Origin of the sequence: Kribbella amoyensis, assembly GCF_007828865.1 — a bacterium.
Taxonomy (GTDB): Bacteria; Actinomycetota; Actinomycetes; order Propionibacteriales; family Kribbellaceae; genus Kribbella; species Kribbella amoyensis.
Window position 1 is genome coordinate 2,030,387 of sequence record NZ_VIVK01000001.1, and the last position, 25,279, is coordinate 2,055,665.

Consider the following 25,279-nt stretch of genomic DNA (forward strand, 5'->3'; position numbering starts at 1 on the left):
TCGGCGAGCAGCACACCCGCTTGGTCGCCGCGGGGAGTTGATCCCTGGCCGAGCCAGTACGACGGACTGGCTCGGCCAACCGCCTCAGAAGACGTGGATCGGCCGCAGCTCGATGGTTTCGCCGGGACCGGCGAAGACCTGCGCGATCTCGTCGGCGCGTTCGGGGGAGTCGACGTCGATGAGGAAGAAGCCGGCCAGGTGTTCCTTGGCCTCCGAGTACGGGCCGTCGGTGACAACCGGGCGTCCGGTGTAGCGGTACAGGCGGGACGTGATCGGGTCGCCCAGGGCCTCGCCGCCGAGCAGTTCGCCGTTCTCCTGGAGCTCGCTCAGGAGCTTCTCGAAGTTCGAGTTCAGCCGGTCGCGCTCGGCCTTGGGGAGCGCCTGGTGCTCGGCCACGGTGTTGCCGGTCGGGTGGCCCCACGGCTGCGGGGTGGAGTGAATCAGCAGGACGTACTTCATCTTCGATCCCTAACGTCTGAGCGGCCGCCGATCGGCCCTTCAGACGCTACATCGAGACCGATCCTCACCCGCTCGACATTCTGATCGAGAGAAATCTCAGAAGATTCTGAGCTCAGCTCTCACCCGACGAACCACACCGGGCGAGGGACACAACAACCCACGGCATCTCCAGCGCCGCGTCGCCTCCCGTCCGGCTCAGAATCCACCGCAAGACCCGTTCGCGATTGGTGAACCAGTCCGTGAACTCCGGCCGCAGTGCGTCGTCCAGTGCGCAGCCGCCGATCGTCAGGAAGCGGTTCGGCACAACGTCGCGCTGCCACTCACCCCGTTGAGCGGGAGCAGCGAGCAGAAACCCACCGAGTACCTCCATGCGCAGCAGTATCGGGCGCCACTCCCACGTGGCGCCCGTCAATTCCTACTGCTGGAGGAGGTTCTCGAACGGGGTGGGGTTCTCGAAGGGGTCGGTCGGGGGTTTGGGGGCCTGGTTGGTGAGGACGTCGGCCAGTTCGTTGGCCCCGCGGTCCACGCGGGCCTTCAACGCCGCGGCGTGGGGGCCCCAGTCGGAGGAGGCTGCGTAGACGGCGGTCGGGACCACTACCGCCTGGAGGTAGGCGAAGAGCGGCCTGAGGGCGAACTCCAGGACCAGGCTGTGGCGTTCCGTACCGCCGGTCGCGCCGAGCAGGACCGGCTTGCCGACCAGGGCCTTGTCGTCGAGGACGTCGAAGAACATCTTGAACAGGCCGTTGTACGACGCGCTGAACGTCGGCGTGACCGCGATCAGCGCATCGGCCCGCACCACCGTGTCCAGGACCTCGCGCAGCGCCCCGGTCGGGAAGCCGGTGAGGAGGTTGTTGGTCAGGTCGTGGGCGTGGTCGCGCAGCTCGATCACGACCAGCTTGTGCGGTACTCCGCGGCCGTCCAGGGCGTCCCGGACGCCGGCCGCGAGCTGGTCGGCGAGCAGCCGGGTCGACGAGGGGGTCGTCAGCCCGGCCGTCACGACCGCGATCGTGCGCTCGCCCTGGCTCATTGGTTGATCCCGTCGACGGCCACGGACTCCGGCGTACTCAGCGACTCCAGCGCGTGGGCCCGCTCGGCCGCCGTCTTCAGCGACGCGTGGGTCGGCGCGTCCGGGACGTGCGCGGGCCGGTTGGCGGCGAACTCCTTGCGGAGCACCGGGACGACCTCTTCGCCGAGCAGGTCGAGCTGCTCGAGCACCGTCTTCAGCGGCAGGCCGGCGTGGTCCATCAGGAACAGCTGCCGCTGGTAGTCACCGAACTTCTCCCGGAACGTCAGGGTCCGCTCGATCACCTCCTGCGGGCTGCCCACCGTCAATGGGGTCTCCCGGCTGAAGTCCTCCAGCGAGGGACCGTGCCCGTACACCGGCGCGTTGTCGAAGTACGGCCGGAACTCACGCACCGCGTCCTGCGAGTTCTTCCGCAGGAACACCTGGCCGCCCAACCCCACGATGGCCTGGTCGGCGCTGCCGTGGCCGTAGTGCTCGAACCGGCGGCGGTACAGGTCGATCATCCGCTGGGTGTGCTCGACCGGCCAGAAGATGTTGTTGTGGAAGAAGCCGTCACCGTAGTACGCCGCCTGCTCGGCGATCTCGGGACTGCGGATCGACCCGTGCCAGACGAACGGCGGGACCCCGTCCAACGGCCGCGGCGTCGAGGTGAACCCCTGCAGCGGCGTACGGAACTTCCCCTCCCAGTCGACCACGTCCTCGCGCCAGAGCCGGCGCAGCAGGGCGTAGTTCTCGATCGCTAGCTGGATCCCGTTCCGGATGTCCTGGCCGAACCACGGGTACACCGGGCCGGTGTTGCCACGACCCATCATCAGGTCGACCCGGCCGTCGGCCAGGTGCTGCAGCATCGCGTAGTCCTCGGCGATCTTCACCGGGTCGTTGGTGGTGATCAGTGTGGTCGAGGTGGACAGCACCAGCTTCGACGTCCGCGCGGCGACGAAACCGAGCAGCGTGGTCGGCGACGACGGCACGAACGGCGGGTTGTGGTGCTCGCCGGTCGCGAAGACGTCCAGCCCGACCTCCTCCGCCTTCAGCGCGATCGTCACCATCGCCTTGATCCGCTCGGCCTCGCTGACCGTGGTCCCGGTCGTCGGGTTCTCGGTCACGTCGCCGACGGTGAACACACCGAACTGCATCTGCCCTCCTCAGGAGCTCTGTAGTTCATTATTAAACTACATCTGCTCGGGGTAACGCCAGTCCGGCCCGCTCCATTCCGCGACAGACTCAGCAGCGGCTTTGGAGAGTGGCCTTGCCGGGGCCGCTGAGGAGGGGGAAATGGGCCGGTCGGCCGGTCGTGGTCATGATGAGGGCGATGGTCGGACCGGTGACGGTCGGTCCCTGGCCGGCTTCGAAGGGCGAGTCGGTGGCCTTCAGGTGGAGGCCTTTGACGCGGGACTTGGCCGGCACGGTCATATCGCTGCCGTGGTAGTGCTCGGCGACCTTGGTCAGTACCTCTTCGGGGTAGGTGCGCTCGATGCCGAGGGGCCGGCGGATGTCCTCCGCGTGGACGACCGTCTCGGCGAGCATGCTCACGGTGCCGCTCCAGCGCCCGAACGGCGAGGTGGTCCGCGGCACGGTCGCGCGGAAGCCGGCCAGCGTCTCCCCGGCCGAGTCGCCCAGGTACTCCCGCAGCCGGACCACGAGCTGCTGGTCGAAGTTGAAGCGGTGCCGGATCACGCCCGCCATCCAGCGGGGAAAGGTCAGCGTCGCGCCCGCCGTCAGATGAGCGAGCACCTCACGGACCGACAGCTCCGTACAGAGCGAGCGCGTCTCCCACTCCGCGTCCGTCAGGCCGGCGAGATCCTCGGCGAGCGCCGTTCGTTCCGCCCGCACCAGATCCCACACGTGGTCCGCCATCGCATCCTCCAGGTTCGATCGGTCGTCGACACCACGACGATCGACCCGGCCCGGAATGGACAACCGCCCCGGAGAAGTCTCTCCGGGGCGGTCGATCGCTACGGCCGGTGCGGCTGGAGGTGGTCCTCGTCGCCGGTCAGCGCCGCGACGATCCGGCGGTGCTTACCCGCCTCGTCGGCGCGGGACTGCCGCTCCAGCGTGCGCGCCATCATCAGGTGCGCGTACGACTCGGTCGGCTCCCGCTGCAGGACCTCGCGCAGCTGCTCCTCGGCCGGCTTCAGCAGGGCCGCGTGGTAGTACGCGCGGGCCAGCAGCAGCCGCGTCCCGACGTCCTCGGGCGTCTCCTCGACGATCGGGGCCAGGGCGCGGATCGCTCCGCGGTAGTCGCGCTCCTCGAAGTACTGCTGGCCGAGGCCGTAGCTCAGTGCACGCATGTCTTCCATCACGGACCTCCCGTCGCTGCTGACTCGATCTTGCTGCCTGCCGCAACGCGAGGGGGTACCGCCGTATTCCGGGGCTCAGGCGGCGTCGAGTGCGCGCACCTGGTCGGCGGTCAGGCTCAGCTCGGTCGCACGGTACGAGTCCTGGATCGTCTCGGGCCGGCTCGAGCCCGGGATCGGGATGACGACCGGTGACTTCGCCAGCATCCAGGCCAGCGTGACCTGCTGCGGGCTGACCCCGAGCTCGGCCGCGAGCTGGTGGAACGCCGGGTGCGACTCGCCGAGATCCGCGGCGCGGGAGATGCCGCCGAGCGGGGACCACGGCAGGAACGCGATACCGAGCTCGTCGCAGAGGTCCAGCTCGGGCTCGCTGGAGCGGAACCGCGGGGAGAACTGGTTCTGCACCGAGGCGAGCCGGCCGCCGAGGATCTCGTTGGCCTGCCGGATCTGGTCCGGGTTCGCGTTGGAGATGCCGGCCAGCCGGATCTTGCCCGCGTCGAGCAGGTCGCGGATCGCGCCGAGCGAGTCCTCGTACGGCGTGTTCGGGTCCGGCCGGTGGAACTGGTACAGCCCGATCGCGTCCACGCCGAGCCGCTTGAGCGACGCGTCGGCGGCCTGCTTGAGGTACTCGGGGGAGCCGTTCACCTGCCAGGAGCCGTCGCCCGGACGGAGGTGGCCGCCCTTGGTCGCGACCAGGACGTTCGAGGTGTCGCCGCCGTAGGAGCCGAGCGCCGTCGCGATCAGGGACTCGTTGTGGCCGACGTCGGTCGCGGTCAGGTGGTACGCGTCGGCCGTGTCGATCAGGGTGATCCCGGCGTCGAGGGCGGCGTGGATGGTCGCGATCGAGCGCTGCTCGTCGGGCCGGCCCTCGATCGACATCGGCATACCGCCGAGGCCGATCGCGCTGACCTCGACGTCACGGATCCGGCGGGTGCTGGGGGTCTGGTCTGCCATGGTTCCAACCTCGCGCGCGGGTGGCCGCAAATCCAACACGGAATTCCGCTCGCTGTGATGACTGGTGGCACTGAATCGATGTCAAGGGGTTACTTATCGAACGGTGATTACGTAAGAATGTGGCGGAAAGATCGTGGCATCGCCGCCCGCGAGATCCGAGATCGGAGCCCCGCCTCATGGCCCACCGTCCGCCACCCTCCCAACCTCCCCTGCCGCCGGGACTCGGCCGCAGGTCGTTCCTCCAGCTCAGCGGCCTGACCGCGGCCACCGTGGCCCTCGGCGTCGCGGCACCCGCCAGTGCCGACGCGAGCCCGCGCCGCGCCGTACCGTCCGGTGCGTTCGCTCTCGGCGTCGCGTCCGGTGACCCGACCACCGAGGGCTTCGTCCTGTGGACCCGCCTCGCGCCCGAGCCGCTCGCGCTCGACGGACACGGCGGGATGCCACGCGAGGACGTCCCGGTGCAGTGGGAGGTCGCCGAGGACGAGCGGTTCGCCAAGGTCGTGAAGACCGGCACCGCGATCGCCTCGGCCGATCTCGGCCACTCCGTCCACCCCGAGGTCCGCGGGCTCGCCGCGGGTCGCGAGTACTTCTACCGCTTCCGCGTCGGCAAAGAGGTCAGCCCGGCCGGCCGGTCGAAGACGCTCCCGGCCGGCGCGGCCTCGCGGTTCACGTTCGCGCTCGCGTCCTGCCAGGCCTGGTACCACGGGCACTTCGCCGCGTACCGCGATCTCGCCCAGCGCGAGGTGGACGCGGTGTTCTTCCTCGGCGACTACATCTACGAGTACGGCATCGTTGCTGGGGGCAACCTCTGGCGCCAGGGGGTCGAGGTCGGGCCGGAGCACGGTGTGGAGATCGAGACGCTGGAGCAGTACCGGCTTCGGTACGCCCTCTTCAAGACGGACCCGCAGCTGCAGGCCGCCCACGCGTCGGCGCCATGGCTGCACACGTGGGACGACCACGAGGTGCAGAACAACTACGGCTCGGACAACTCGCTTTACGGCATCCCGCCGGAGCTGTTCGTGCATCGTCGCGCCGTGGCGTACCGCGCGTTCTACGAGAACCTCCCGCTCTCGCTGAACAGCCTGCCGCAGGGCCCGGACACCCAGGTGTACCGGCGGTTCGACGTCGGCACCCTGGCCCGGCTCAACTTGCTCGACACCCGCCAGCACCGCGACCCGGTGCCGGTCGACGCCGCCGACCAGAACTCCGAGCAACGCACGATCATGGGCCCGACCCAGGAGCAGTGGCTGTACGACGGCCTGACCGGCTCCCCGGCAACGTGGAACCTGATCGCCAACGGCGTCGTGGTCAGCGCGGTCAGCAACGACCGGATCGAGCAATGGGACGGCTATCCCGCGAACCGGCGCCGCCTGGTCACCGCGTTGCAGGACACCAGCAACCCGGTCGTGCTGACCGGCGACATCCACCGTCACGTGGCGTCCGAGCTGAAGGCGGATTTCGCCGATCCGTCCTCGCGGACCGTCGGGGTCGAGCTGGTCTGCTCGTCGATCGGGTCCGACGGCGACGGCGCGGACACCGACAAGTACGCGCAGGACTGGCTCCGCCACCCGTACGTGAAGCTGTACAACGCGCGCCGCGGCTACGTGCACGCCACCCTGACCCCGACCGAGATGGTGTCGGAGTTCGTCGCGTTCCCGTACGTCGAGGCCGACGCGAACGCCCAGCCGAAGACCGTGGCCCGGTTCCGTACCCCCGCCGGCGCACCCCGACTGGAGGCCCTCTGATGCCCCCGACCCCACCGATCACCGGCCTGCGCGGCTCCGGCCAGATCGGCACCACCACGCTGGACTGGACCCCGGTGCCCTGGGCAACGGTCGTCGACCACTACGCGGTGTACTGCGCGGCGCCGAACGCGGGCTGGTCGCTGATCGGCAAGACGGTGTACCCGCACTTCGTCCACCGCGGACTCGGTTTCGCCGGCGTGACCAGGTCGTACCGGGTCGTCACCGTCGACGCGGCCGGGAACACCTCGAAGCCGTCGGCCACGATCAAGGCGGCGAACCAGACCTCGGTCACCGTCTCGGGCCGCCCGATCGCGCGGGTCGGCCAGTACGACGGCAAGGGATCCGAGTTCGCCCTCTCGCCGGACCAGAGCTCGCAGTACCCGGCGAAGTTCCCGAACGACGTGGACTACACCTACGGGACGTCGGTCCCGGCGACGCACTGGAGCTACCTGCAGCCGGGCCCGTCGGACAAGTGGGCGGGCTCCAAGAACCACCGGGTCCGGTTCCGGTTCGACCTGGCCGCGGTCCCCGCCAAGGACCTCGACCTGGCGCTCTGGTTGATCGACAGCCACGCCACGATCCCCGGGTCCGCGATCCTGTCGGTGAACGGCACCCAGGTGGAGCGGATCACCTTCGCCAACGGCGCCACCAAGGGCTCGCTGATCGCCGACTCGACGTACCCGGGGTCGCCGTTGAAACCGTCGTACGTCGAGCGCCCGTTGCCGCGGAACCTCTTCGAACCCGGCCAGAACGTGGTCGAGCTGCTGAAGGACCAGGGCTCCTGGATCGCGTTCGACGCGTTCGGCGTGTACGGCCGGCCCTGACCGGGTCCGTGCCCGCCTCCACTGCACGGACGGCGGGCACGGGCCCCCGGGTCAGAACACCCGGATCGCGATCTCGGCCGGCTCCCGCAGCAGGCTCTCGATCTCGTCGTCCAGCCGGACCAGCGTGATCGACGCGCCGGCCATGTCGAGCGAGGTGCAGTACTCGCCGACGTAGCTGCGGGCGATCGTGATGCCCTTGCTGTCCAGCTGTTTGTGGGCGTACCCGTAGATCAGGTACAGCTCGCTGATCGGCGTTCCGCCGAGCCCGTTGACCATCAGCGCGACCCGGTCGCCGGACTGGAACGGCAGGTCGTCCACGACCGCGGTGAGCAGTTCGTCGACGATCTGGTTGGCCGGCATCAGCTTCTCGCGTTTGCGGCCCGGCTCACCGTGGATCCCGACGCCCATCTCGATCTCGTCGGCCGGCAGGTCGAACAACGGCGAGCCCTTGGCCGGCGGCGTACACGCGGTGAGCGCCATCCCCATCGTCCGGGTGACGCTGTTGACCTTCTCGCCGATCCGGGCCACCTCGTCCAGGTCCGCCCCGCGCTCCGCGGCCGCGCCGACCGCCTTCATCACGAAGAAGTTGCCCGCGACCCCGCGCCGGCCGACCGTGTACGTCGAGTCCTGGACGGCCACGTCGTCGTTGATGAACAAGGTCTTCACCGTGATGTCCTCGGCCTCGGCGAGCTCCTGCGCCATCTCGAACGCCATCCGGTCACCGGTGTAGTTGTTCACCAGCAGCAGTACGCCCTTCGGCGACGAGACCAGCTTGACCGTCTCGTACACGTAGTCCGTCGGCGGAGCGGCGAACACGTCGCCCGGACAGGCGGCGTCCAGCATGCCCTTGCCGACCGTCATCACGTGGGCGGGCTCGTGGCCGGAGCCGGAGCCCTGCACGATCGAGACCTTGTTCGGGTCGGGCGCGTCGGCCCGCATGATCAGGTTGTACTCGGGCACGTACCTCAGCGTCGTCGGGTTGGCGAGGGCGAGCCCCTCCAGCATCTCCGCGACGAAGTTCTTCGGGTCGTTGACGAATTTCTTCACGGGTCGCTCCTTGCTCTCGTGGGTGCGGGAAGATCGGGGCGGTTCAGGACGGCCACTCGGCCGCCACCCGTTCGGCCATCACGGCGATGCCGACGGCACCGGCGTCGGGTGAGCCGATGCTCCGTTCGCCGGTGTAACTCGCCCGGCCGCGCATCGCCTGCAGCGTGGCCGTGGCGTCGGCGGCGGTCCGGGCCGTCTCGGCCGCGACCTTGGCGACCTCGGGACCACTCGTACCGGTGCCGCTGTCCAGCCGCTGCTCGACCGCGTCGGTCAGCGGGACCAGCGCGTCGAGCAGGGTCTTGTCGCCGACGTCGGACTTGCCGCGCACCTTGATGCCCTCGGCAGCGGCCCGCAACATCGCGACCACGTCGTCACCGGTCAGGTCCTGCTTGCCCTTCACGGCGGACGCGGCCCGCAGGAAGGCCGTCCCCCACAACGGTCCGGACGTGCCGCCGATCCGCTTGGAGATCACCAGCGCGACCTTCTGCAGGAACGTGCCCGCGTCGGACCGGTCGAACGTGTCCCACTCGGCCAGCACGATCTCGAAGCCACGCGCCAGCGAGTAGCCGAAGTCGCCGTCGCCGACGACCGCGTCCAGGTCCCCGAACGCCTTCTCGTTGTCGACGGCGGTCTGGGCCATCGTCCGGACGACGAACTCCAGGTCGGCGAAGCTCTGCGTTGCCATGGTCATCTCCCCCGAAGGTGGCTGGTCAGGCCGGACTGCCGGCCGTACTGAGCAGGGCGTCCAGATCGGCGAGCCGGACGAACGGCCGGGGCGCGAGGCCGAACGGGTCGGCGATCACCTCGGTGTCCGTGCCGGGGTCGCCCAGCGACGACACGACCAGCGCGGCGTCGGTGAAGTCCTCGTCCCGGGTGTAGCCGCTGACCGTGACGGCGCAGGTCAGCCCGGCGGCCCGGGCCGCGAGCAGGCCGTTGCTGCTGTCCTCGATCACGATGGTCCGATCCCGATCGGCGTGCAGACCGGCCACGGCCAGCTCGTAGATGTCGGGCGCGGGCTTCTTGTGCTGGACCACGTCCCCGGCGTACACCCCGAACCGCTGGGCGAGGTCTGCGCCGGCCGCGCGTTCCAGCACGCTGCGGACCGACTCCTCGGCGGACGTGGACGCGACGGCGAGGATCCAGCCGGCCGCGGCGGCCTCCTCGATGATGCGGTGGATCCCGGGCCGTGGTGGGATCGCTCCGCTGGCGATGATCCCGACGTAGATCTCGGTCTTGCGCCGGTGCCACCGCGCGACCACCTCGCCCAGCGCCTCCGCGCCGGTCGGCAGGCCCGCCTCCTCGACGAAGTCAGGCGTCAGCAGCGACCGCATCCGCTCCTTGCCGCCGCCGATCCTGACCTTCTCGCCGTACTCCTCCTCGGACCACCGCACCGGCAGCCCGAACTCCTGGAAGGTCTGGTTGAACGCCGGCAGGTGGCCGAACCGCTCGGTGTCGGCGAGCACCCCGTCGCAGTCGAAGATCACCGCGGGCACGCGCCTCACCCGGCCCGTCCGGCGCTGCCGAACTGCGTCATCAGCGCGCTCGTCAGCTCCATCACGTCGGCCCGGACCGCGCGGAACAGCGACGGCGGGTCCCACTTGTCCTTCTCCGCGGTCGCGCGCAGGAAGTCGAGGTTCGATTTCATGTACGTCTCCTTGAGCGCGGTGGAGATGTTCACCTTGGCGCACCCGCGTGCGATCAGATCCTGGAACTGCGCGTCCGACAAGCCGCTACCACCGTGCAGCGCGATCGGTACCGGGTGCGCCGCGACGATGTCGGACACGCGCTGGGCGTCCAGGACAGGCGCCTTCTTGTACGACCCGTGCGCGTTGCCGATCGACGGGGCGAACACGTCCACGCCGGTGACGTCGAGGAAGTCCAGCGACGCCTCCAAGCTGAGCCGCTGCGCCTCTTCGTCGGACCCGTGGTCGTCCTCGACGCCGGTGATCGCCTCGATCTCGCCCTCCACGTGGGCGCCGTGCCGGCGGGCCTCGGCGACCACCTCGACGGTCTGCCGGGTGTTCTCCGCCAGCGGCATGCTGGACGCGTCGAAGAGCACCGAGTTCCAGCCGCGGTCCAGGCACTCGGTGATCACGGCGCGCTCGGGACAGTGGTCCAGGTGCAGCGTCACCGGGACGTCGATGTCGTTGGTCATCGCGATCCACATCGCGTACAGAACGTCACTGCCGATCGACCTCACGGTCTTCACCGACGTCTGCACGATCAGCGGCGAACGGCTCTCGACCGCGGCGGCGAGGACGCCTTCCAGGGTGAGGTCGTTGAGGATGTTGATGGCCGGGACGCCGTACCGGCGCGCGAACGCGTCGGACAGGATCTCCTGCAACGGAACGACTGGCACAGAGCTGACGCTAACCGCGAGAACGCCCTTGCTCAGGCGTGGAATCCCCCATTTCCTCGGTAGGGATTCCCCCTACCGAGGGGTCGCGCGCTGGACCGCGGACCGATGCGCGAGCGCGGTCCGATTGGCCGATCCGGTCTTCCGCAGCACCGAGCCGACGTGCTTCTCGACGGTCTTCACCGAGATCCCCAGCAAGCTCGCGATCCGCTTGTCGGGCAGGCCGCGTTCGACCAGGCGGCGGACCTCGTGCTCGCGCTCGGTGAGCGCCTCGTCCAGCGATTCCGCCCGCGCTCCGACGAAGCGGTGCAGGACCTGCTCGGTGAGCGCGACGTCACCACGCGCCGCCGCGAGTACCGCCCGGGCCAGCGCTGGACCGTCCGCAGCCGATCCGACACAGCCGCGCGCACCCGCCATCACCGCGGCCCGCAACAGGTCGTCCGCGGTGTCGTCGGCCAGCACCAGGATCGAGGTCCCCGGCCGGGCGGCGCGGATGTACGACGTCAGCCGTGCGCCGTCCAACTCGGGCATCTGCAGATCAAGGAGCACGACATCCGGTTCGAGCACGCGGACCGCGTCGACCACGGCACGCGCCTCACCGATCTCGCCGACCACCTGGATCTCCGGCTCCGCCCTGGCCAGCAAGCGAACCAGGCCGGCCCGGACGATCGGTCGTGGATGCACGACCAGGATCCGCCAGCTGTCCTCGCCGGACCGTCCACCGATCGCAGTGCGCTCGTACGGGACATGGGCGCGGACCCGTGTCCCCCAGCCCGGCGTCGACTCGATCTGCAGGTCCGCGCCGAGGTGCTTGGCCCGGGCCACGATCCCGGTCAGGCCGAGACCGGTCCGGGGACCGGTGGCCAACCGGGCCGGGTCGAAGCCGCAGCCGTTGTCCTCGACCACGATCGTCAGATCCTCGGTGCCGTAGAGCACACCGACGCGAACCAGGCTGGCCTGCGCGTGCAGTACGACATTGGTCAGCGCTTCCTGGACGATCCGCAGCGCCTGCTGGCCGAGTTCGGGCGCCGGGTGTGGCCATTCACCGGTCACCACCAGGTCGGTGCGGATCCCGGTGGTGGAGCGGGCCCAGCCGAGCTCCATCGCCAGCGCGTCGTCCAGCGAGTGCGGTTCGAGCAACGCGGGACCCAGGCCGAGGACGGTCCGGCGGGTCTCGGCGAGCGCGTTGCCCGCGGTGGTCCGGGCCGCGGCGAGGTGGGCGGCCGTGGCCGGATCGAGGGCGCCGTCGACCGCGTCGATGTGCATCAGGATCGAGCCGAGGGCGCGGGCGACGGCGTCGTGCACGTCGCGGACCACGCGCTCGCGTTCGGCGCTCACGGCCAGCCGCCGGGTCCGGTCGTCGGCATCCGCGTGCAACCGGGCGTTCGTGATCGCGATCGCGGCGTGCTTGGCGAACAGGCCGAGCAGGCGCACGTCCTCGTCGCGGAACCGCAGCGCGGGATCGGTACTGAACACCACGCAGACCCCGATGATCCGGCCGGCCCACTCGATCGGTACACCGACGGTGGCGTGCAGGCGGTCGCGTTCACCCGGTGCGACGTGGCCGCCGCGGACCTCGGCGTAGCTGTCGAACACCATCGGCGCCCGGTTCGCGACGACCGCACCGGTGACGCCTTCGTCCAGCGGGAACGACCTGCCCTCCTGGCAGGACACCCCGAGGTCGGCTTCCTTGCGGTAGACCCCGGCCTGCTCGTCCACGCTGCAGATCGACCCGGCGCCACCGCCGAGCAGGCTGATCGCCCGGGTGAGAATGCGCCGCAACAGCGGCTGGAGGGTGAACTGCCCGGCCAGATCCTCGACGGCACCGGTCAGTGCGTCGATCTTGTCGTGCGGGTCGATCCGGACGCCCACGGTTCCGATGATAGGCGCACCAGGCCCGGCCTCGACCGGCTTCACCGGCCGTGACGGACCGGCTGCGAGCGGCCGCCGCCTCGCGACGACGGCCGCCGGCGATCAGGCCAGGTGGACGTGCGGGTGGCGGTCCTCCACCACGTATGTCGCGCGGGTGCTGATCGGCGCGTCCGGCTTGCTGACGTACGGCAGCACGCGGAAGTCGGAGCGCCACTTGTCCCGGTCGACCGTGACGCGGACGTAGCCGCGCTGGGAGTTGAAGAACTTCAGGTGCGGGTTCGCGGCCAGGAACTGCTCGCCCTGGGCGGTGCTGTCCGAACCGTCCCCGCCGCTGGTCACCGAGGTCCCGACGAACTCGGTACCCACCGTCGCCGAGTCCGGGTCGGCGAAGTCGCGCTTGAGCTCGAGCGCGTAGTTCTGGTGCCGGTCGCCGGTGATGACCACCAGGTTGCGGACGCCCTCGTCCTGCGCGGCCTCGAGCACCTTGTTGCGCTCAGCAACATAACCGTCCCACGGGTCCAGCCAGACGTGCGTCTCCGGGCCGGGGGTCCAGTCGGTCTGGCCCATCGGGGTCTGATTGCCCAGCACCTGCCAGCGCGCCCGGGACTGCCGGAAGCCGTCCAGCAACCACTTCCGCTGCTTGCCGCCGAGCATCGTGGTGTCCGGGTCGAACCGGTCGTCACAGGTCGACGAGGCGCCGTCACCGCAGGGCTGATCCGACCGGTACTGCCGGGTGTCGAGGATGGTGAAGTCCGCGAGCCGGCCGTACGGGAGCCGCCGGTGGTACCGGATGTCCGGGCCGGACGGCATCTGCTCGTGCCGCAGCGGCATGTTCTCGTACAGCGCCTGGAACGCCTGCGCGCGCCGGGCCCGGAACACCACCGGGTCCTGGTCCGGCTCGGTGTCCGCCTGGGACAGGTCGCCGGCCCAGTTGTTCTCCACCTCGTGGTCGTCGAACGTGTGGATCCACGGGTGCGCCGCGTGCGCCGCCTGCAACGGTGCCTCGGCCTTGTACAGCGAGTACTGCAGCCGGTACCGGGCCAGGTCGAACGTCTCGGTGTGGAACCGCGGATCCGTCACCACGCCGCGCTTGTTCGTCTTCACCCCGGACTCGTACAGGTAGTCGCCGAGGTGGACGACCAGGTCCAGGTCCTCGGCCGCCAGGTGCTGGTACGCGGTGAAGTACCCGTCCTGCCACGCGTTGCACGAGGCGAAGGCGAACCGCAGTTCGCGCGGCGACGAGTACGGGTGCGGCGTGGTCCGGGTCCGGCCGGTCGCGGACACCTCGGTGCCGGTACGGTATCGGTAGAAGTACTCGTGGTCGGGCTGCAGCCCGGTGATCTCGGGGTGCACCGAGTGCCCGAGCTCCGGCGTCGCGACCACGCTGGACCGGCGCACGATGTGCCTGAACCGCTCGTCCCGGGCCACCTCGTACTCCACCCGCACCGGCTTGGCCGGCATCCCGCCGTGGCCGTCCACCGCGAACGGGTCGAGCGCGAGCCGGGTCCACAGCACCACGCTGTCGTACTGCGGATCGCCGGACGCGACCCCGAGCGTGAACGGGTTGCCGGTACCGGACGGCGCGGCGTAGGTGGTCGAGGCGTCCCAGGCCCCGGTACCGAGGAGCACGGCGGCGGTGCCGGCACCTCCGTAGCCCAGGAACCGACGACGGGAGACTGGCATGGGGATTCCTCCTTGGCGGATGGGGGATCCCGGTCAGCCTGCAGTCGCCAGGTGACCCGCATCCGACGCCGAGGTGAACGAGTGCCGTGGATTTCCCGATCGCGGTCAGCGGATGACCAGGCAGGATAGGCGGCATGCAGACCGACGAACGCATCCGCCGGGCCCGGCCGGACGACGTCCCCGCCCTGGTCACCCTGGTCTACGGCCTGGCCGAGTACGAACGCGCCCCGCACGAGTGCCACCTGACCGCGGACCAGCTCGAGCAGGCCCTCTTCGGCGAGACCCCGGCCGTCTTCTGCCACGTCGCCGAACCCGAGGGCGAGGTGGTCGGCTGCGCGCTCTGGTTCCTCAACTTCTCCACCTGGCGCGGCGTCCACGGCATCTACCTCGAAGACCTCTTCGTCGACCCGACCCACCGCGGCACCGGCCTCGGCAAAGCCCTCCTGGTCGCCCTCGCCCAGGAATGCGTCACCAACGGCTACCAACGGCTGGAGTGGTCCGTCCTGAACTGGAACCAGCCGGCCATCGACTTCTACGAATCCCTCGGCGCCCGGCCCCAGGACGAATGGACCGTCTACCGCCTCACCGACGAGGCTCTGACGAAGCTGGGTTCCTGACCTCCTGCCGGCTCGCGTAGGCGGTGAGGGCGCCGAGGAGGACGAGGGCCCAGGCGCCGCCGGTTGGTTCGAGGATCACCGCGAAGATCCCGGTGCCGAGGAGCCACCAGCCGGCCGATGGAGGGACCTGGCCGGTTCTGCGGACGGTCCAGCGGAGGATGCTGCCCGTCATCAGGAGGGTGAAGCCGGCGACGACGAACCAGGTGACGTAGTCGCGCTGGTAGTCGTTCGCCGCCGCGAGGATGCCGTCGGCCGCCATCGCCCGGAGTACATCGGGTGATTCGGCCACGGCGTAGACGAGATGGACGACGCCCAACCCGCTGGTCAGCACGGGCACCCGGCGAGTCAGCCGCGGGGGTGCCTGGATTGCCGCTGCAACGCTCATGGCCCAGACCATACCTTTTGGTATGGTCTCCCGCCAAGCCCCGGATCAGCGGTCGCGGTGCTTCGCCTCGTACATGGCCTGGTCGGCGGTGCGGAGGAGTTCGTCCAGGTCGGCGGAGTACGGGCTGACGACGGCGGTGCCGATGCTGGCGGTGACCGGGACGTCGATACCGGCCAGCGGGCGGCCGATGGACTCCTCGACCCGGCGGATCAGGGCGTCCAGGTCGGTGCCGTCGATCTCCTCGGCCAGGATGACGAACTCGTCCCCGCCGAGCCGGGCCACCGTGTCGCCGTGCCGGACCGCGGTCAGCAGCCGGTCCGCGATCTCGCGCAGCGCGTTGTCGCCGGCCTCGTGCCCGTACCGGTCGTTGACCTGCTTGAAGTGGTTCAGGTCCGAGAACAGCAGGACGCCGCGGCGCCCGCGCTGCCGGGACCGTTGCAGCGCGGCCTCGAACCGGTGCTGCAGCAGCCGCCGGTTCGCCAGGCCGGTCAGCGGATCGTGGGCCGCGTGATGCTGGAGCTCGCGCTCGGCGTCCTTGCGCGCGGTCACGTCGTCGATCTGGATCAGCAGGATCCGTGGCTGGTCCTTGCCCTGCGCAACGATCACCGCGGTGCCACCGAGCCAGATGTCCTGGCCGTCGGCCCGCCGGAAGGTCCGCTCGAACCGGTACGGCCCGGTCCCGGTGGCGAGCTCCTGCAGCTCCCGCCGGGTCCGGCCGGCGTCCCCGTCGGTCAGGTAGTCGAGCAACCGGCTGCCGATCAGCCGATCGTGCGGGTATCCGGTGATCCGGCAGAACGCGTCGTTGACCCGCAGCACCCGGCCCGCCTCGGGGCCGTCGAACGCGAGCGTCGCCATCCCGTTGCCGGCCCCTTCGAAGACCAGCCGGAAAGTGGTCTCGCTGGCCTCCAGCCGGACCTTCTCGGCCAGCAGCTGGTCGGTCAGCCGGGCCTTGTCGATCGCCAGGCCGGCCTGGGTGGCGAAGATCTCCAGCAGCTCCCGGTGGATTGGGCCGGGCCGGCGCTGATCCTCGGGCAGGTCGACCGACAGCATCCCGACCAGCTCCCCGTCCGGCGAGTGCAGCGGCGCGAACAACGCGTCCAGCGGATGCCAGGCACTCGGATCGGCCGACACCGGGACGTCCGGGACCCAGCCGACGACCTCGCCCTCGGGCAGTCGCTCGTGCGGCACGAACCGGAGCCGGCCCCACTCGTCCGCGATCTTGAACTCGCCGTCGAAGATGTCCGCGGCGCTGACCGTCCCGAGCAGCGCCTCCCGGGCCTCCGGGGAGCCGGCCACCGCGATCACCTCGAACTTGCCGTCCGGATGCCGCAGGTTGAGCACCGCGATGCCGAAGCCGAGTCCGGTCACGACCCCGTCGACGACAGCCTGCAAGGTCTCGGCCAGGCTCCGCCCAGCCCCCATCCGGGTGCTGACCTCGTACAGACGGCGCACCGCGGTCAACCGCACCGTGGGCTCGTTCGGCACTGCTCTCTCCGTCACGGCGTCAGCGGCCTCACGGGACCCCGCCGTGGTGAGGGCCCCCTTCCAGAGTGACAGATCCAGCGCTCGGGACAGCGCCTTCCGCCCTGTCACCGCGGACCAGAAATGCCGGACGGGGGCCCGCGCTCGCGAACAGTGACGAGAACTGAGCCTATCTCACGGACAGTGAACGGATCAGTACCGCAAGTCGGCCAGACTCTGGTAGCTCGTCCGGGCCGACTGCCACTGGTCGGTCGGGGCGTCGTGCTCCACCAGCCACTGCTGGACCCCACCGCTCTCGGCCTCGGTGAACATCGTGGCGAAGTCGAGCCGACCGGTCCCGACGTCCGCCCACGACCCGTCCTCCGCCATGTCCTTGACGTGCAGCGCGGGGAACCGGCCCGGGTGGTCGCGGAAGTAGTCGATCGGCTCCTTGCCGCCGTTCACCACCCAGTACAGGTCCAGCTCGAAGCCGAGCAGGTCGGGCTCGACCTCGTTCACCAGGATGTCGAACAGCACCTCGCCGTCGACCTCGGCGAAGTCGAACCCGTGGTTGTGGAAGAGCAGCTTCAGGCCAGCGTCCCGGGCGGCCCGGCCGGCCACCGTGAACGCGGCCGCCGCCTCCCGGAACCCGGCCGGGCTGCGCAGTTCCTTCGGCAACGAGGGCACCACGACCCACTCACCACCGAGCGTCCGTACGTCGGCCAGCGCGCCCTCCCAGTCGTCGGTCAGCCGGCCGTACCCGACGTGTTCGAGCACGATCCGCAGGCCGGCGTCGTCGGCGAAGGTCCGGATCTCCTTCGCGGAATGACCGAACCGGCCGCTCACCCCCACGGTCCGGTAGCCGATGTCGGCCAGCCGGCGCAGGGTTCCTGGGTAGTCCTCGGCCAGGGCCTCGCGCATCGTGTAGAGGTGCATGCCGATTCCGTCGGCGGGAATGGTCCGGTCGCTCATCGCTCGGGGTTCTCCTTCGGCTGGTGATTCAGGGGCTTCAGGCAAACTTCTTTGCGTCAGGCAACGTGCTCGGTGTAGCGCTGGTAGGCCAGGTCGAAGACCTCCTGACCCGGCGCGTCCCACAACTGCTGGTTGAAGATCTCCACCTCGACCGGGCCGTCGTACCCGGCCGCGTCACAGGCCTCGCGCAACCGGCGCAGCTCGATCGCGCCGTCGCCCATCATCCCGCGGCCGAGCAGGTTGTCGGCCGGCAGCGGGACGATCCAGTCGCTGACCTGGTACGAGCAGATCCGGTCACCGGCTCGCGCGATCTGCCGGTACACGTCCGCGTCCCACCACAGGTGGTACGCGTCGACGATCACGCCGACCTGGTCGGCCGGGAACTGCTCGGCGAGGTCGAGCGCTCCGCCGAGCGACGACACCACGCAGCGGTCCGAGCAGAACATCGGGTGCAGCGGCTCGACCGCGAGCCGGACGCCGCGCTCCCCGGCGTACGGCGCGAGCTCGGCCAGGCCGTCGGTGACCATCGCGCGGGCGCCGTCGACGTCCCGCGAACCGGCCGGCAGGCCGCCGCTGACGAGCACCAGGACGTCGGTCCCGAGGGTGGCCGCCTCGTCGATCGCGCGGCGGTTGTCCTCGATCTTGGCCCGCCGCTCGGCGTCGTCGGTCGCGGTGAAGAACCCGCCGCGGCACAACGACGAGACGCGCAGCCCGGCGTCCGCGACCAGCTTGGCCGCGCGCTCCACGCCGTACTCCTGGACCGGTTCGCGCCACAGCCCGATCCAGTCCAGCTCGGCCTTGGCGCTGGCGGCGACGACGTCCTCGAGCGGCCAGTACTTGGTGGTCGCCTGGTTCAGGCTGTAGCGGTTCACGCGTCGACCCCGCTGACGACCAGCAGTTGCCGGAACCGCTCGACCGCGAGATCCGGCCGGGTCAGCACGCCGGCCTGGTCGGCCAGCCGGAAGGTCTCGGCGAGGTGCGGCAGCGACCGCCCGGTCTGCAGCCCGCCGACCATGGTGAAGCCGGGCTGGTACCCGTTCAGCCAGGCCAGGAAGGCGATCCCGCTCTTGTAGTAGTACGTCGGCGCCGAGAAGATGTGCCGCGCCAACGGCACCGTCGGGGCGAACACCTCCTCGTACCGCGCGACGTCACCGTCGTCCAGCGCGTGCAGCGCGGCCGCGGCGGCCGGGGCGATCGCGGCGAAGATCCCGAGCAGGGCGTCGCTGTAGCGCTGCTCGTCCCCGCGGATCAGCTCCGGGTAGTTGAAGTCGTCACCGGTGTACAGCCGGACGCCCTCGGGCAGCCGGTTGCGCAGGGCAACCTCCTTGCCGGCGTCCAGCAGCGAGACCTTGATGCCGTCCACATTCGCCTGGTTCTCGGCGATCAGCTCGACCACCACGTCGGCCGCGGTGTCGAGCGAGTCGCTGCCCCAGTAGCCGGCCAGCGCCGGGTCGAACATCGAGCCGAGCCAGTGCAGGATCACCGGACGCGACGACTGCGCGAGCAGCCGGTCGTACACCTTGCGGTAGTCGTCCGGGGAGGCCGCGGCCGCGCACAGGGCCCGGCTGGCCATCAGGATCGGTTGCGCGCCGACCTCCTCGGCCACGGCGAGCTGCTCCTCGTACGCGGCGATCACAGCGTCGAGCGGGTGCTGACCGGCCGGCAGCTGGTCCGTGCCGACGCCGACCGCGATGCGCTGGTCCGGTGCCTCGGCCGCCGACCGCCGGATCAGCTCCTGCGTCGCCGGCCAGTCCAGGCCCATCCCGCGCTGCGCGGTGTCCATCGCCTCGGCGACCGACAACCCGAGCGACCACAGGTGCCGGCGGAACTCGAGCGTGTGCTCCCAGTCGATCACGGCCGGCGCGCCCGGGGCGTTGTCCCCGAGCGGATCGGCGACCACGTGCGCCGCCGCGAAGGCGAGCCGGCCGCGGGCCGGCTCATAGGTGCCCTGGGCAACAGGTGTGCCGGTCAACCGGTACTCCGCCAGGCCGGCCGGCCCGGTCGGGAGTCGCAGCGACAGCGTCATGCCTTCGCCTCGATGTCCAGCGCCGGAACCTCCAGCTTGCGGCCCTCGCGCCAGGACTGCAGCCCCAGCTCGGCGAGCTGCACACCCTTGGCGCCCTCGACGAAGTCCCAGGTGAACGGCGCGTCCTCGACGACGTGCCGCAGGAACATCTCCCACTGCACCTTGAAGCCGTTGTCGAACACCTCGTTGTCCGGCACCGACGCCCACTGGTCGCGGAACTTCTCGGTGGCCGGTAGGTCCGGGTTCCACACCGGCTTCGGCGTCGCGGACCGGTGCTGGGCCCGGCAGTTGCGCAGCCCGGCGACCGCGGACCCCTCGGTGCCGTCGACCTGGAACTCGACCAGCTCGTCGCGGAACACCCGGGTGGTCCAGGACGAGTTCATCTGCGCGATGATCCCGCCCTCCAGCTCGAACACGCCGTACGCCGCGTCGTCCGCGGTCGCGGTGTACTCCTGGCCCTGCTCGTCGACCCGGGTCGGGATGTGGGTGGCGCCCTGGCAGTACACCGACTGCACCGGGCCGAAGATCTGGTCGAGCACGTACCGCCAGTGGCAGAACATGTCGACGATGATGCCGCCGCCCTCTTCCTGCTTGTAGTTCCAGGACGGGCGCTGCGCCTCCTGCCAGTCACCCTCGAAGACCCAGTAGCCGAACTCACCGCGGACCGACAGGATCTGGCCGAAGAACCCGCCGTCGACCAGCCGCTTCAGCTTGCGCAGACCGGGCAGCGACAGCTTGTCCTGGACGACACCGTTCTTCAGCCCGGAGTCGCGGACCAGCCGGGCCAGGTCGACGGCGGCGTCGAGGCCCTCGGCGATGGGCTTCTCGCAGTAGATCGCCTTGCCGGCCTCGACCGCGGCGCGGACACCCTTCTCCCGGAGCTGGGTGAGCTGGGAGTCGAAGTAGATCTCCACGTCCGGTTCGGCGAGCGCCTCGGACAGGTCCGTGGTCCACCGGGTCAGGCCGTACTGCTCCGCGATCCGGCGCAGCTTCAGCTCGTTGCGGCCGACCAGGATCGGGTCCGGGATGATCCTCGAACCGTCCGCGGCGGTCAGCCCACCTTGTTCGCGGATCGCCACGATGGACCGCTCCAGGTGCTGGCGCAGGCCCATCCGGCCGGTGACGCCGTTCATCACGATGCCGACGCGTCGATCGTTCACTGTCGCTACCTCTCTCGCGCAGTTGGTGCGCTGGGTTCTGGTGTCGGGGCGGTGGTTCTTACGCCGTGCGCCCCGGGGGACGCGGTCAAGGCGGTGGAGTGCAGGTCGTAGACGTCGAGATGGCCGCACATCCCGTGCCGGCCGGTCTCGGTGGGTTCGACGAGCCGGTGCACCTCGGCACCGGCGAGATGCGGGCCCGCGCCGGACTCGAGCGCGTCGAGGACGCGCCCGGTCTCGTCGGCCTGCCGCCGGGCACCCTGCTCCCAGCGGCGCCGCCAGTCGGCGAGCTGCGGCCGGACGATCCGGATCGCCGCCTGGTAGAACTCGTCCAGCGCGGCCGGCCCGTCCTGCTCGTACTCCTCCCGTAGCGCCCCGTACCCAGCCAGGGCCAGGTCGCGGCGGCGCATCGCGGCCGCGGTACGGTCCTCGCCCTCGCCGGTGAGGGCGGTCGCGGCCAGGTAGGTCTCGCGGTCGGTCAGGTGCTCGGGCGGCAGGGTCAGGACGGCGTCACCGGCTTCGGGGAGGCCGGAGTTCGCCATCAGGGTGAAGATCCGCAGGCCGCCGTCGTTGACCAGCCGGTGGATCGTGCCGGGGTCGAACCAGACGAGGGTCCCGGCCCGCAACGGCGTCTCGGTGTACCCGGTGGCGTTGAGCGTCTGGACCGAGCCGGTGCCGTCGACCACGTAGTACCCCTCGCGGCAGGCGAGGTGGAGGTGCGGGGTGCCGCCGACCAGGCCGTCCGGCGCCTCGAGGTCGTACACGGTCAGCAACGACACCCCGATCCCCCCGGGTAGCGCTGCCGCGGAGCCCGGCGTCTCGGCCGCAGCCGGTGCACCGTCGAGCTCACACATCCACGCCTCCTGGTCCGCTCCGCTTGGAAAGGGCTTTCCAAGGCTTGTGAGCGCAACCTTAGGTGGGCTATCACGGCGAGTCAACCTGTGGTGGAAAGCGATTGCTCAAACCGCTGACCGGATCCGGACCGGTCCCGCTCCGGTCCCGCCGCCGGACCGGCCGGGCCGTGATTTCGGACGCGGCGAGCGGGTACGGCGTACGAGGGGTGACGCTGGATGGCTTAGCGTCGGGGACGAACGGAAGGAGCACGGTGGCCGAGGGCGGTGGACCGGTGGAGGAACAGGTGGCACCCGGGCGGAGGCTGGGCCGGGTTCGCGACGAGGTCCGGGGAGTGCAGGACGAGACCCGGGCCTTGCGGGACGAGACGCAGGCCCCGCCGGACGGGCAGCTCGAGCTCGATGCCGAGGTCCTGAGCGAGCAGGTCGCGATCGTCGAACACGCGGCGGCCCAGGTCGAGCAGGCGGCCCAGGACGAGCAGGACGCCAGGGACGAGCAACGGGACGTCTACCGAACCCTCGACCTCGCCATGCGCATCGGTGAAGTCATGCTCTCCAGCGGCGCCGGTACAGCGGACGCCACCGCGACCGTACTGGCCGTGGCCGCGGCCGGTGGGCTCCGCGGCTGCGAGGTCGACATCACCAACACCTCGATCACCATCTCGTACCAGGCCGCGCCCGACGTCGCCCCGGAGACGCACCTGCGGATCGTCCGGTACCGCGGCCAGGACTTCTCGCGGCTCACCGACGTCGACCGGTTGGTCCGCCGGTTCGCCCGCGGTGACGTGAGCCGGGACGAGGCGGGCCGCGAGCTGAACCGGCTGGTCTCGGCCGGTCCGCCCTTCCCGCGCTGGAGCTCGGTGCTCGCGTGGGGCGTGATGGCCGGCGGCGCGACGTTGCTGCTCGGCGGTGGCTGGCTGATCACGCTGGTCGCCTTCCTCACCGCGATCGCGATCGAGACCGGCAACCGGTGGTTCTCCCGGCAGCGGCTGCCCGCCTTCTACCAGCAGGTGGCCGGTGCCTTCGTCGCGACCGCGGTCGCCCTGATCCTGTACGCCGTGCACGCGCCGGTGAAACCGTCCCTGGTCGTTGCCGCTGGCATCATCCTGCTGCTGGCCGGGATCGCCCTCACCGGTGCGGTCCAGGACGCGCTCACCGGGTACTACGTGACCTCGTCCGCGCGGTTGCTGGAAGCGATGCTGCTGACCGGCGGGATCATCGCCGGCGTCAGTATGGGGCTCGCGATCGGGCTGAAGCTGGGGCTGCCGCTCAGCCTGGACGTGCAGACGATCCAGCTCGCGAATCTGCCGATCATGGTCGGATCCGGCGCCCTGATGGCGGTCGCGTTCGCGTTCGCGTCGTACGCGCCGCTGCGGTCCCTGCTGCCGGTCGCCCTGGTCGGGGCGGCCGGATCCGCCGTGTTCACGCTGATGAGCCGGGCCGACTTCGGTCCGGCCTGGTCGACCGCGAGCGCGGCGTTCGTCGTCGGTCTCGGCGGCTACTCACTCGGCCGCCGGGCCGGGGTCCCGCCGCTGGTCGTGGTGGTGTCCGGGACGGTGCCGCTGCTGCCCGGGCTGACGATCTACAAGGGCCTGTTCGAGTTGATGAGCCAGAGCAACCTGGTCGGCATCGTCAGCCTCGCGACCGCCCTCGCGATCGGCGTCGCCATCGCCTCGGGCGTGATCCTCGGCGAGTACGTCGCGCAGCCGATCCGCCGCGAGGCCCGCCGGCTGGAGGACCGCCTGGCCGGTCCGCGGCTGGTCGGGCCACGGCGCCCGGTCCGGCCGAGGACACCGCGTCCCCGCCGGACCCGCCGCTCCCGGCGGTCGAACTCGTCCTGAGCCCGACCGCCTCCTGAGTTCGACGACCCGGCGTCAGCGGATTTCTTCGAGCATCACGTCGTCGAGCTGGAACCACACGTCCTGGCCGTGTCCGACGAAGCCGGAGTACAGCTGGACCAGCGACTCCCGGCCGGAGTCGAACTCCACACTCACCTTCGTGTAGTGCGGATAAGCGCCGCCCGGCTTTGTCGCGATCGGCTTTCCCTGCGTCGTCCGGACCCCGAGCACCGTGTCCCGGTTGTTGTCCGCGGTCCGGATCCAGGCGGACAACCGGTACCGGTGATGGGGACGTACGACCACGTTCTGCTGGAGTGCGTGGGCGCCGATCGAGTCCCGGAGGTACCCGTTGTTCTTGCCGGTGTGACCGAGGTCGGTCCGGTCGATGCCGCCGCGTCCGTTCAGCTGCCACGGGGCCGACGGGGTGGCGCCGGTCTGCTCCTCGAAGCCGGGATCGGTGACCAGGTTGGTGCCCGGGCCGTCGTCGGTGAGCTTGGTCCGCATCAGGAACACGTTGTACGGGTCCCACTGCGACATCGTGAAGTACAGGTCCGACCCGGACGACCACGGGTGCATGTACGTGCCGTACAGCCCGGGATAGTCGGTGCCCTTGGCAACTACCCGCTCGCCGCTCCACGGTCCGGTCAACGCGTCGGCGGAGCGCAGCACGACGGACGCGCGCTGCTCGTCGAGGTACATCATCAGCCACTTCCCGAGATGCGCGTTCCACTGCACCGAGACCTCGCTGACCGGGCCGACGACGATCGGGACGGCCGCGCTCTGCTGCGGGGACCAGTTCCGGCCGTCCCAGTACCGCCAGGCGTTCTTGGTCAGCACCTGCTGCTCGGGAACGCGGGCCAGGTACGCGTTGCCGAAGCGGCCGTTCGGCGTCCCGACCATGTAGACGTACCCGCGATCGCGGATCAGCGCGGTCATCTGGAAGGTGTCGTCCCAGGCCGCCGTGTTCTGCCAGCGCGCCTTCGGGTCCTTGGTCCAGGTCTCGCCGTTGTCGTCGGAGTAGGCGAAGCCGGAGTAGTTGGTGAACCAGCTGCCGGCCGGACCCCAGTAGTTGACCGACATGTACTGGACGTACTGGCGGTTCCCGACGGCGATGCCCGCGGTCGGGATCACCGTGTGCTCGTCACGGTCGACCTTCTTGCAGTCGAGGAACTGTTTCGCGTGACCGGGCCGGTCCTCGGCGGCGCTGTCCAGCGACATCCCGTCGGCCAGGGCGCGGTCCTTGCTGCGGAAGAGCAGGTTGCACCGCCAGTCCAGCGTGGCCGGGTCGCCGGCGCCGCCCCCGGGGCCGGTCCAGCCGGCGCCGTAGGAGTCGCCGAACGCGGTCAGGATCTCGCCGGAGCCGTTGTCCCAGAGGATGCCGAGGTCGGTCGACTTGAGCTGGAAGCGGGCCTCGGTGTCGTTGATCGAGCCGGGTCCGGTGAGCTTCGCGATCTTCTCCGCGGGCGACGGGACCGCGGCCGCCTCGGCCGGTGGGGACGAGGAACCGGGCAGCAGGGCCGCGCCGAGAACCAGGGGAAGGACGAGCAGGAATCGCTTCGGCATGCGAAGTCTCCTCAGTGGGGCTGGCACATCGGAAATCGATTTCTCGTCACCGTAGCCGCCGCCCCGGCACAGGTCAACGGCTCGAAGAGTGACTGGCCGGTGACCCCGGGAGGCTTCAGCCGTTAGAGTTACCGACTGGAAACATCGG

The 25,279-nt window shown here is 70.3% G+C and carries 25 protein-coding genes; 4 read left to right on the top strand and 21 right to left on the bottom strand.

Annotated elements, in window-relative coordinates:
• Positions 1 to 84: 84 nt before the first annotated feature.
• From FB561_RS09770 to FB561_RS09800, 7 genes are all read right to left on the bottom strand, one after another.
• On the bottom strand, positions 85 to 459 hold the full coding sequence (locus FB561_RS09770) for a YciI family protein (RefSeq protein WP_145805209.1): 375 nt from the start codon (positions 457 to 459) through the stop codon (positions 85 to 87).
• Between the two features lie 112 nt (positions 460 to 571).
• Complete coding sequence (locus FB561_RS09775) at positions 572 to 829, bottom strand: hypothetical protein (RefSeq protein WP_145805211.1); 258 nt, start codon at positions 827 to 829, stop codon at positions 572 to 574.
• Positions 830 to 874: 45 nt separating this feature from the next.
• A complete protein-coding gene (locus FB561_RS09780) occupies positions 875 to 1,486 on the bottom strand; it encodes an FMN reductase (RefSeq protein ID WP_145805213.1) in 612 nt (203 codons plus the stop codon).
• Positions 1,483 to 2,619, bottom strand: coding sequence for an LLM class flavin-dependent oxidoreductase (locus FB561_RS09785; protein WP_145805215.1), 1,137 nt, complete (start codon positions 2,617 to 2,619; stop codon positions 1,483 to 1,485). The genes FB561_RS09780 and FB561_RS09785 overlap by 4 nt, the downstream gene beginning before the upstream one ends.
• Before the next feature lie 88 nt (positions 2,620 to 2,707).
• Positions 2,708 to 3,340 (bottom strand): maleylpyruvate isomerase family mycothiol-dependent enzyme, encoded by a 633-nt coding sequence (locus tag FB561_RS09790; protein WP_145805217.1) that lies wholly within the window; start codon positions 3,338 to 3,340, stop codon positions 2,708 to 2,710.
• Between the two features lie 98 nt (positions 3,341 to 3,438).
• On the bottom strand, positions 3,439 to 3,783 hold the full coding sequence (locus FB561_RS09795) for a tetratricopeptide repeat protein (RefSeq protein ID WP_145805219.1): 345 nt from the start codon (positions 3,781 to 3,783) through the stop codon (positions 3,439 to 3,441).
• A gap of 75 nt (positions 3,784 to 3,858) precedes the next feature.
• Complete coding sequence (locus FB561_RS09800; protein WP_145805222.1) at positions 3,859 to 4,734, bottom strand: aldo/keto reductase; 876 nt, start codon at positions 4,732 to 4,734, stop codon at positions 3,859 to 3,861.
• Positions 4,735 to 4,910: 176 nt separating this feature from the next.
• Here FB561_RS09800 and FB561_RS09805 point away from each other — a divergent pair, with 176 nt between their 5' ends.
• The gene (locus FB561_RS09805; RefSeq protein WP_145805225.1) at positions 4,911 to 6,479 is read left to right on the top strand and encodes an alkaline phosphatase D family protein; all 1,569 of its coding nucleotides are present in this window, start codon (positions 4,911 to 4,913) and stop codon (positions 6,477 to 6,479) included.
• Complete coding sequence (locus tag FB561_RS09810; RefSeq protein WP_145805227.1) at positions 6,479 to 7,303, top strand: polysaccharide lyase family protein; 825 nt, start codon at positions 6,479 to 6,481, stop codon at positions 7,301 to 7,303. Before FB561_RS09805 ends, FB561_RS09810 begins: the two co-directional genes overlap by 1 nt.
• Positions 7,304 to 7,354: 51 nt before the next feature.
• Here the strand turns inward: FB561_RS09810 and dhaK are convergent, their stop codons facing one another.
• From dhaK to FB561_RS09840, 6 genes are all read right to left on the bottom strand, one after another.
• Positions 7,355 to 8,350: a dihydroxyacetone kinase subunit DhaK gene (dhaK, locus tag FB561_RS09815; RefSeq protein WP_145805229.1), complete on the bottom strand. Its 996-nt coding sequence runs from the start codon at positions 8,348 to 8,350 to the stop codon at positions 7,355 to 7,357.
• A gap of 43 nt (positions 8,351 to 8,393) precedes the next feature.
• Positions 8,394 to 9,035: a dihydroxyacetone kinase subunit DhaL gene (gene dhaL, locus FB561_RS09820; protein WP_145805231.1), complete on the bottom strand. Its 642-nt coding sequence runs from the start codon at positions 9,033 to 9,035 to the stop codon at positions 8,394 to 8,396.
• 25 nt (positions 9,036 to 9,060) lie between these two features.
• Positions 9,061 to 9,843 carry an HAD-IA family hydrolase gene (locus tag FB561_RS09825; RefSeq protein ID WP_145805233.1) on the bottom strand — a complete coding sequence of 261 codons (783 nt, stop codon included), beginning with the start codon at positions 9,841 to 9,843 and terminating at the stop codon, positions 9,061 to 9,063.
• 5 nt (positions 9,844 to 9,848) lie between these two features.
• Complete coding sequence (locus tag FB561_RS09830) at positions 9,849 to 10,709, bottom strand: class II fructose-bisphosphate aldolase (RefSeq protein ID WP_145805236.1); 861 nt, start codon at positions 10,707 to 10,709, stop codon at positions 9,849 to 9,851.
• A 72-nt stretch (positions 10,710 to 10,781) separates the two neighbouring features.
• Complete coding sequence (locus FB561_RS09835) at positions 10,782 to 12,578, bottom strand: hybrid sensor histidine kinase/response regulator (protein WP_170284616.1); 1,797 nt, start codon at positions 12,576 to 12,578, stop codon at positions 10,782 to 10,784.
• A gap of 102 nt (positions 12,579 to 12,680) precedes the next feature.
• Positions 12,681 to 14,261 (bottom strand): alkaline phosphatase D family protein, encoded by a 1,581-nt coding sequence (locus FB561_RS09840; RefSeq protein WP_145805240.1) that lies wholly within the window; start codon positions 14,259 to 14,261, stop codon positions 12,681 to 12,683.
• A 134-nt stretch (positions 14,262 to 14,395) separates the two neighbouring features.
• Between FB561_RS09840 and FB561_RS09845 the strand changes: the two genes are divergently transcribed.
• Complete coding sequence (locus tag FB561_RS09845; RefSeq protein WP_145805242.1) at positions 14,396 to 14,878, top strand: GNAT family N-acetyltransferase; 483 nt, start codon at positions 14,396 to 14,398, stop codon at positions 14,876 to 14,878.
• Here the strand turns inward: FB561_RS09845 and FB561_RS09850 are convergent.
• From FB561_RS09850 to FB561_RS09880, 7 genes are all read right to left on the bottom strand, one after another.
• A complete protein-coding gene (locus FB561_RS09850) occupies positions 14,844 to 15,263 on the bottom strand; it encodes a DUF6463 family protein (protein WP_145805244.1) in 420 nt (139 codons plus the stop codon). The genes FB561_RS09845 and FB561_RS09850 overlap by 35 nt on opposite strands.
• Positions 15,264 to 15,308: 45 nt before the next feature.
• The gene (locus tag FB561_RS09855) at positions 15,309 to 16,748 is read right to left on the bottom strand and encodes a diguanylate cyclase domain-containing protein (RefSeq protein WP_238334746.1); all 1,440 of its coding nucleotides are present in this window, start codon (positions 16,746 to 16,748) and stop codon (positions 15,309 to 15,311) included.
• A gap of 189 nt (positions 16,749 to 16,937) precedes the next feature.
• Complete coding sequence (locus FB561_RS09860) at positions 16,938 to 17,696, bottom strand: sugar phosphate isomerase/epimerase family protein (RefSeq protein WP_145805246.1); 759 nt, start codon at positions 17,694 to 17,696, stop codon at positions 16,938 to 16,940.
• A gap of 56 nt (positions 17,697 to 17,752) precedes the next feature.
• Positions 17,753 to 18,568, bottom strand: a complete 816-nt coding sequence (locus FB561_RS09865; RefSeq protein ID WP_145805248.1) for a sugar phosphate isomerase/epimerase family protein — start codon at positions 18,566 to 18,568, stop codon at positions 17,753 to 17,755.
• Positions 18,565 to 19,722 carry a dihydrodipicolinate synthase family protein gene (locus tag FB561_RS09870; protein ID WP_145805250.1) on the bottom strand — a complete coding sequence of 386 codons (1,158 nt, stop codon included), beginning with the start codon at positions 19,720 to 19,722 and terminating at the stop codon, positions 18,565 to 18,567. Before FB561_RS09870 ends, FB561_RS09865 begins: the two co-directional genes overlap by 4 nt.
• Positions 19,719 to 20,882, bottom strand: a complete 1,164-nt coding sequence (locus FB561_RS09875) for a Gfo/Idh/MocA family protein (protein WP_145805252.1) — start codon at positions 20,880 to 20,882, stop codon at positions 19,719 to 19,721. Before FB561_RS09875 ends, FB561_RS09870 begins: the two co-directional genes overlap by 4 nt.
• Positions 20,883 to 20,887: 5 nt before the next feature.
• On the bottom strand, positions 20,888 to 21,733 hold the full coding sequence (locus tag FB561_RS09880; protein ID WP_145805254.1) for a cupin domain-containing protein: 846 nt from the start codon (positions 21,731 to 21,733) through the stop codon (positions 20,888 to 20,890).
• Between the two features lie 251 nt (positions 21,734 to 21,984).
• Between FB561_RS09880 and FB561_RS09885 the strand changes: the two genes are divergently transcribed.
• Positions 21,985 to 23,571, top strand: coding sequence for a threonine/serine exporter family protein (locus FB561_RS09885; protein WP_238334747.1), 1,587 nt, complete (start codon positions 21,985 to 21,987; stop codon positions 23,569 to 23,571).
• Positions 23,572 to 23,604: 33 nt separating this feature from the next.
• Here the strand turns inward: FB561_RS09885 and FB561_RS09890 are convergent, their stop codons facing one another.
• The gene (locus FB561_RS09890) at positions 23,605 to 25,131 is read right to left on the bottom strand and encodes a DUF4185 domain-containing protein (protein WP_145805258.1); all 1,527 of its coding nucleotides are present in this window, start codon (positions 25,129 to 25,131) and stop codon (positions 23,605 to 23,607) included.
• Between the last annotated feature and the right edge of the window lie 148 nt (positions 25,132 to 25,279).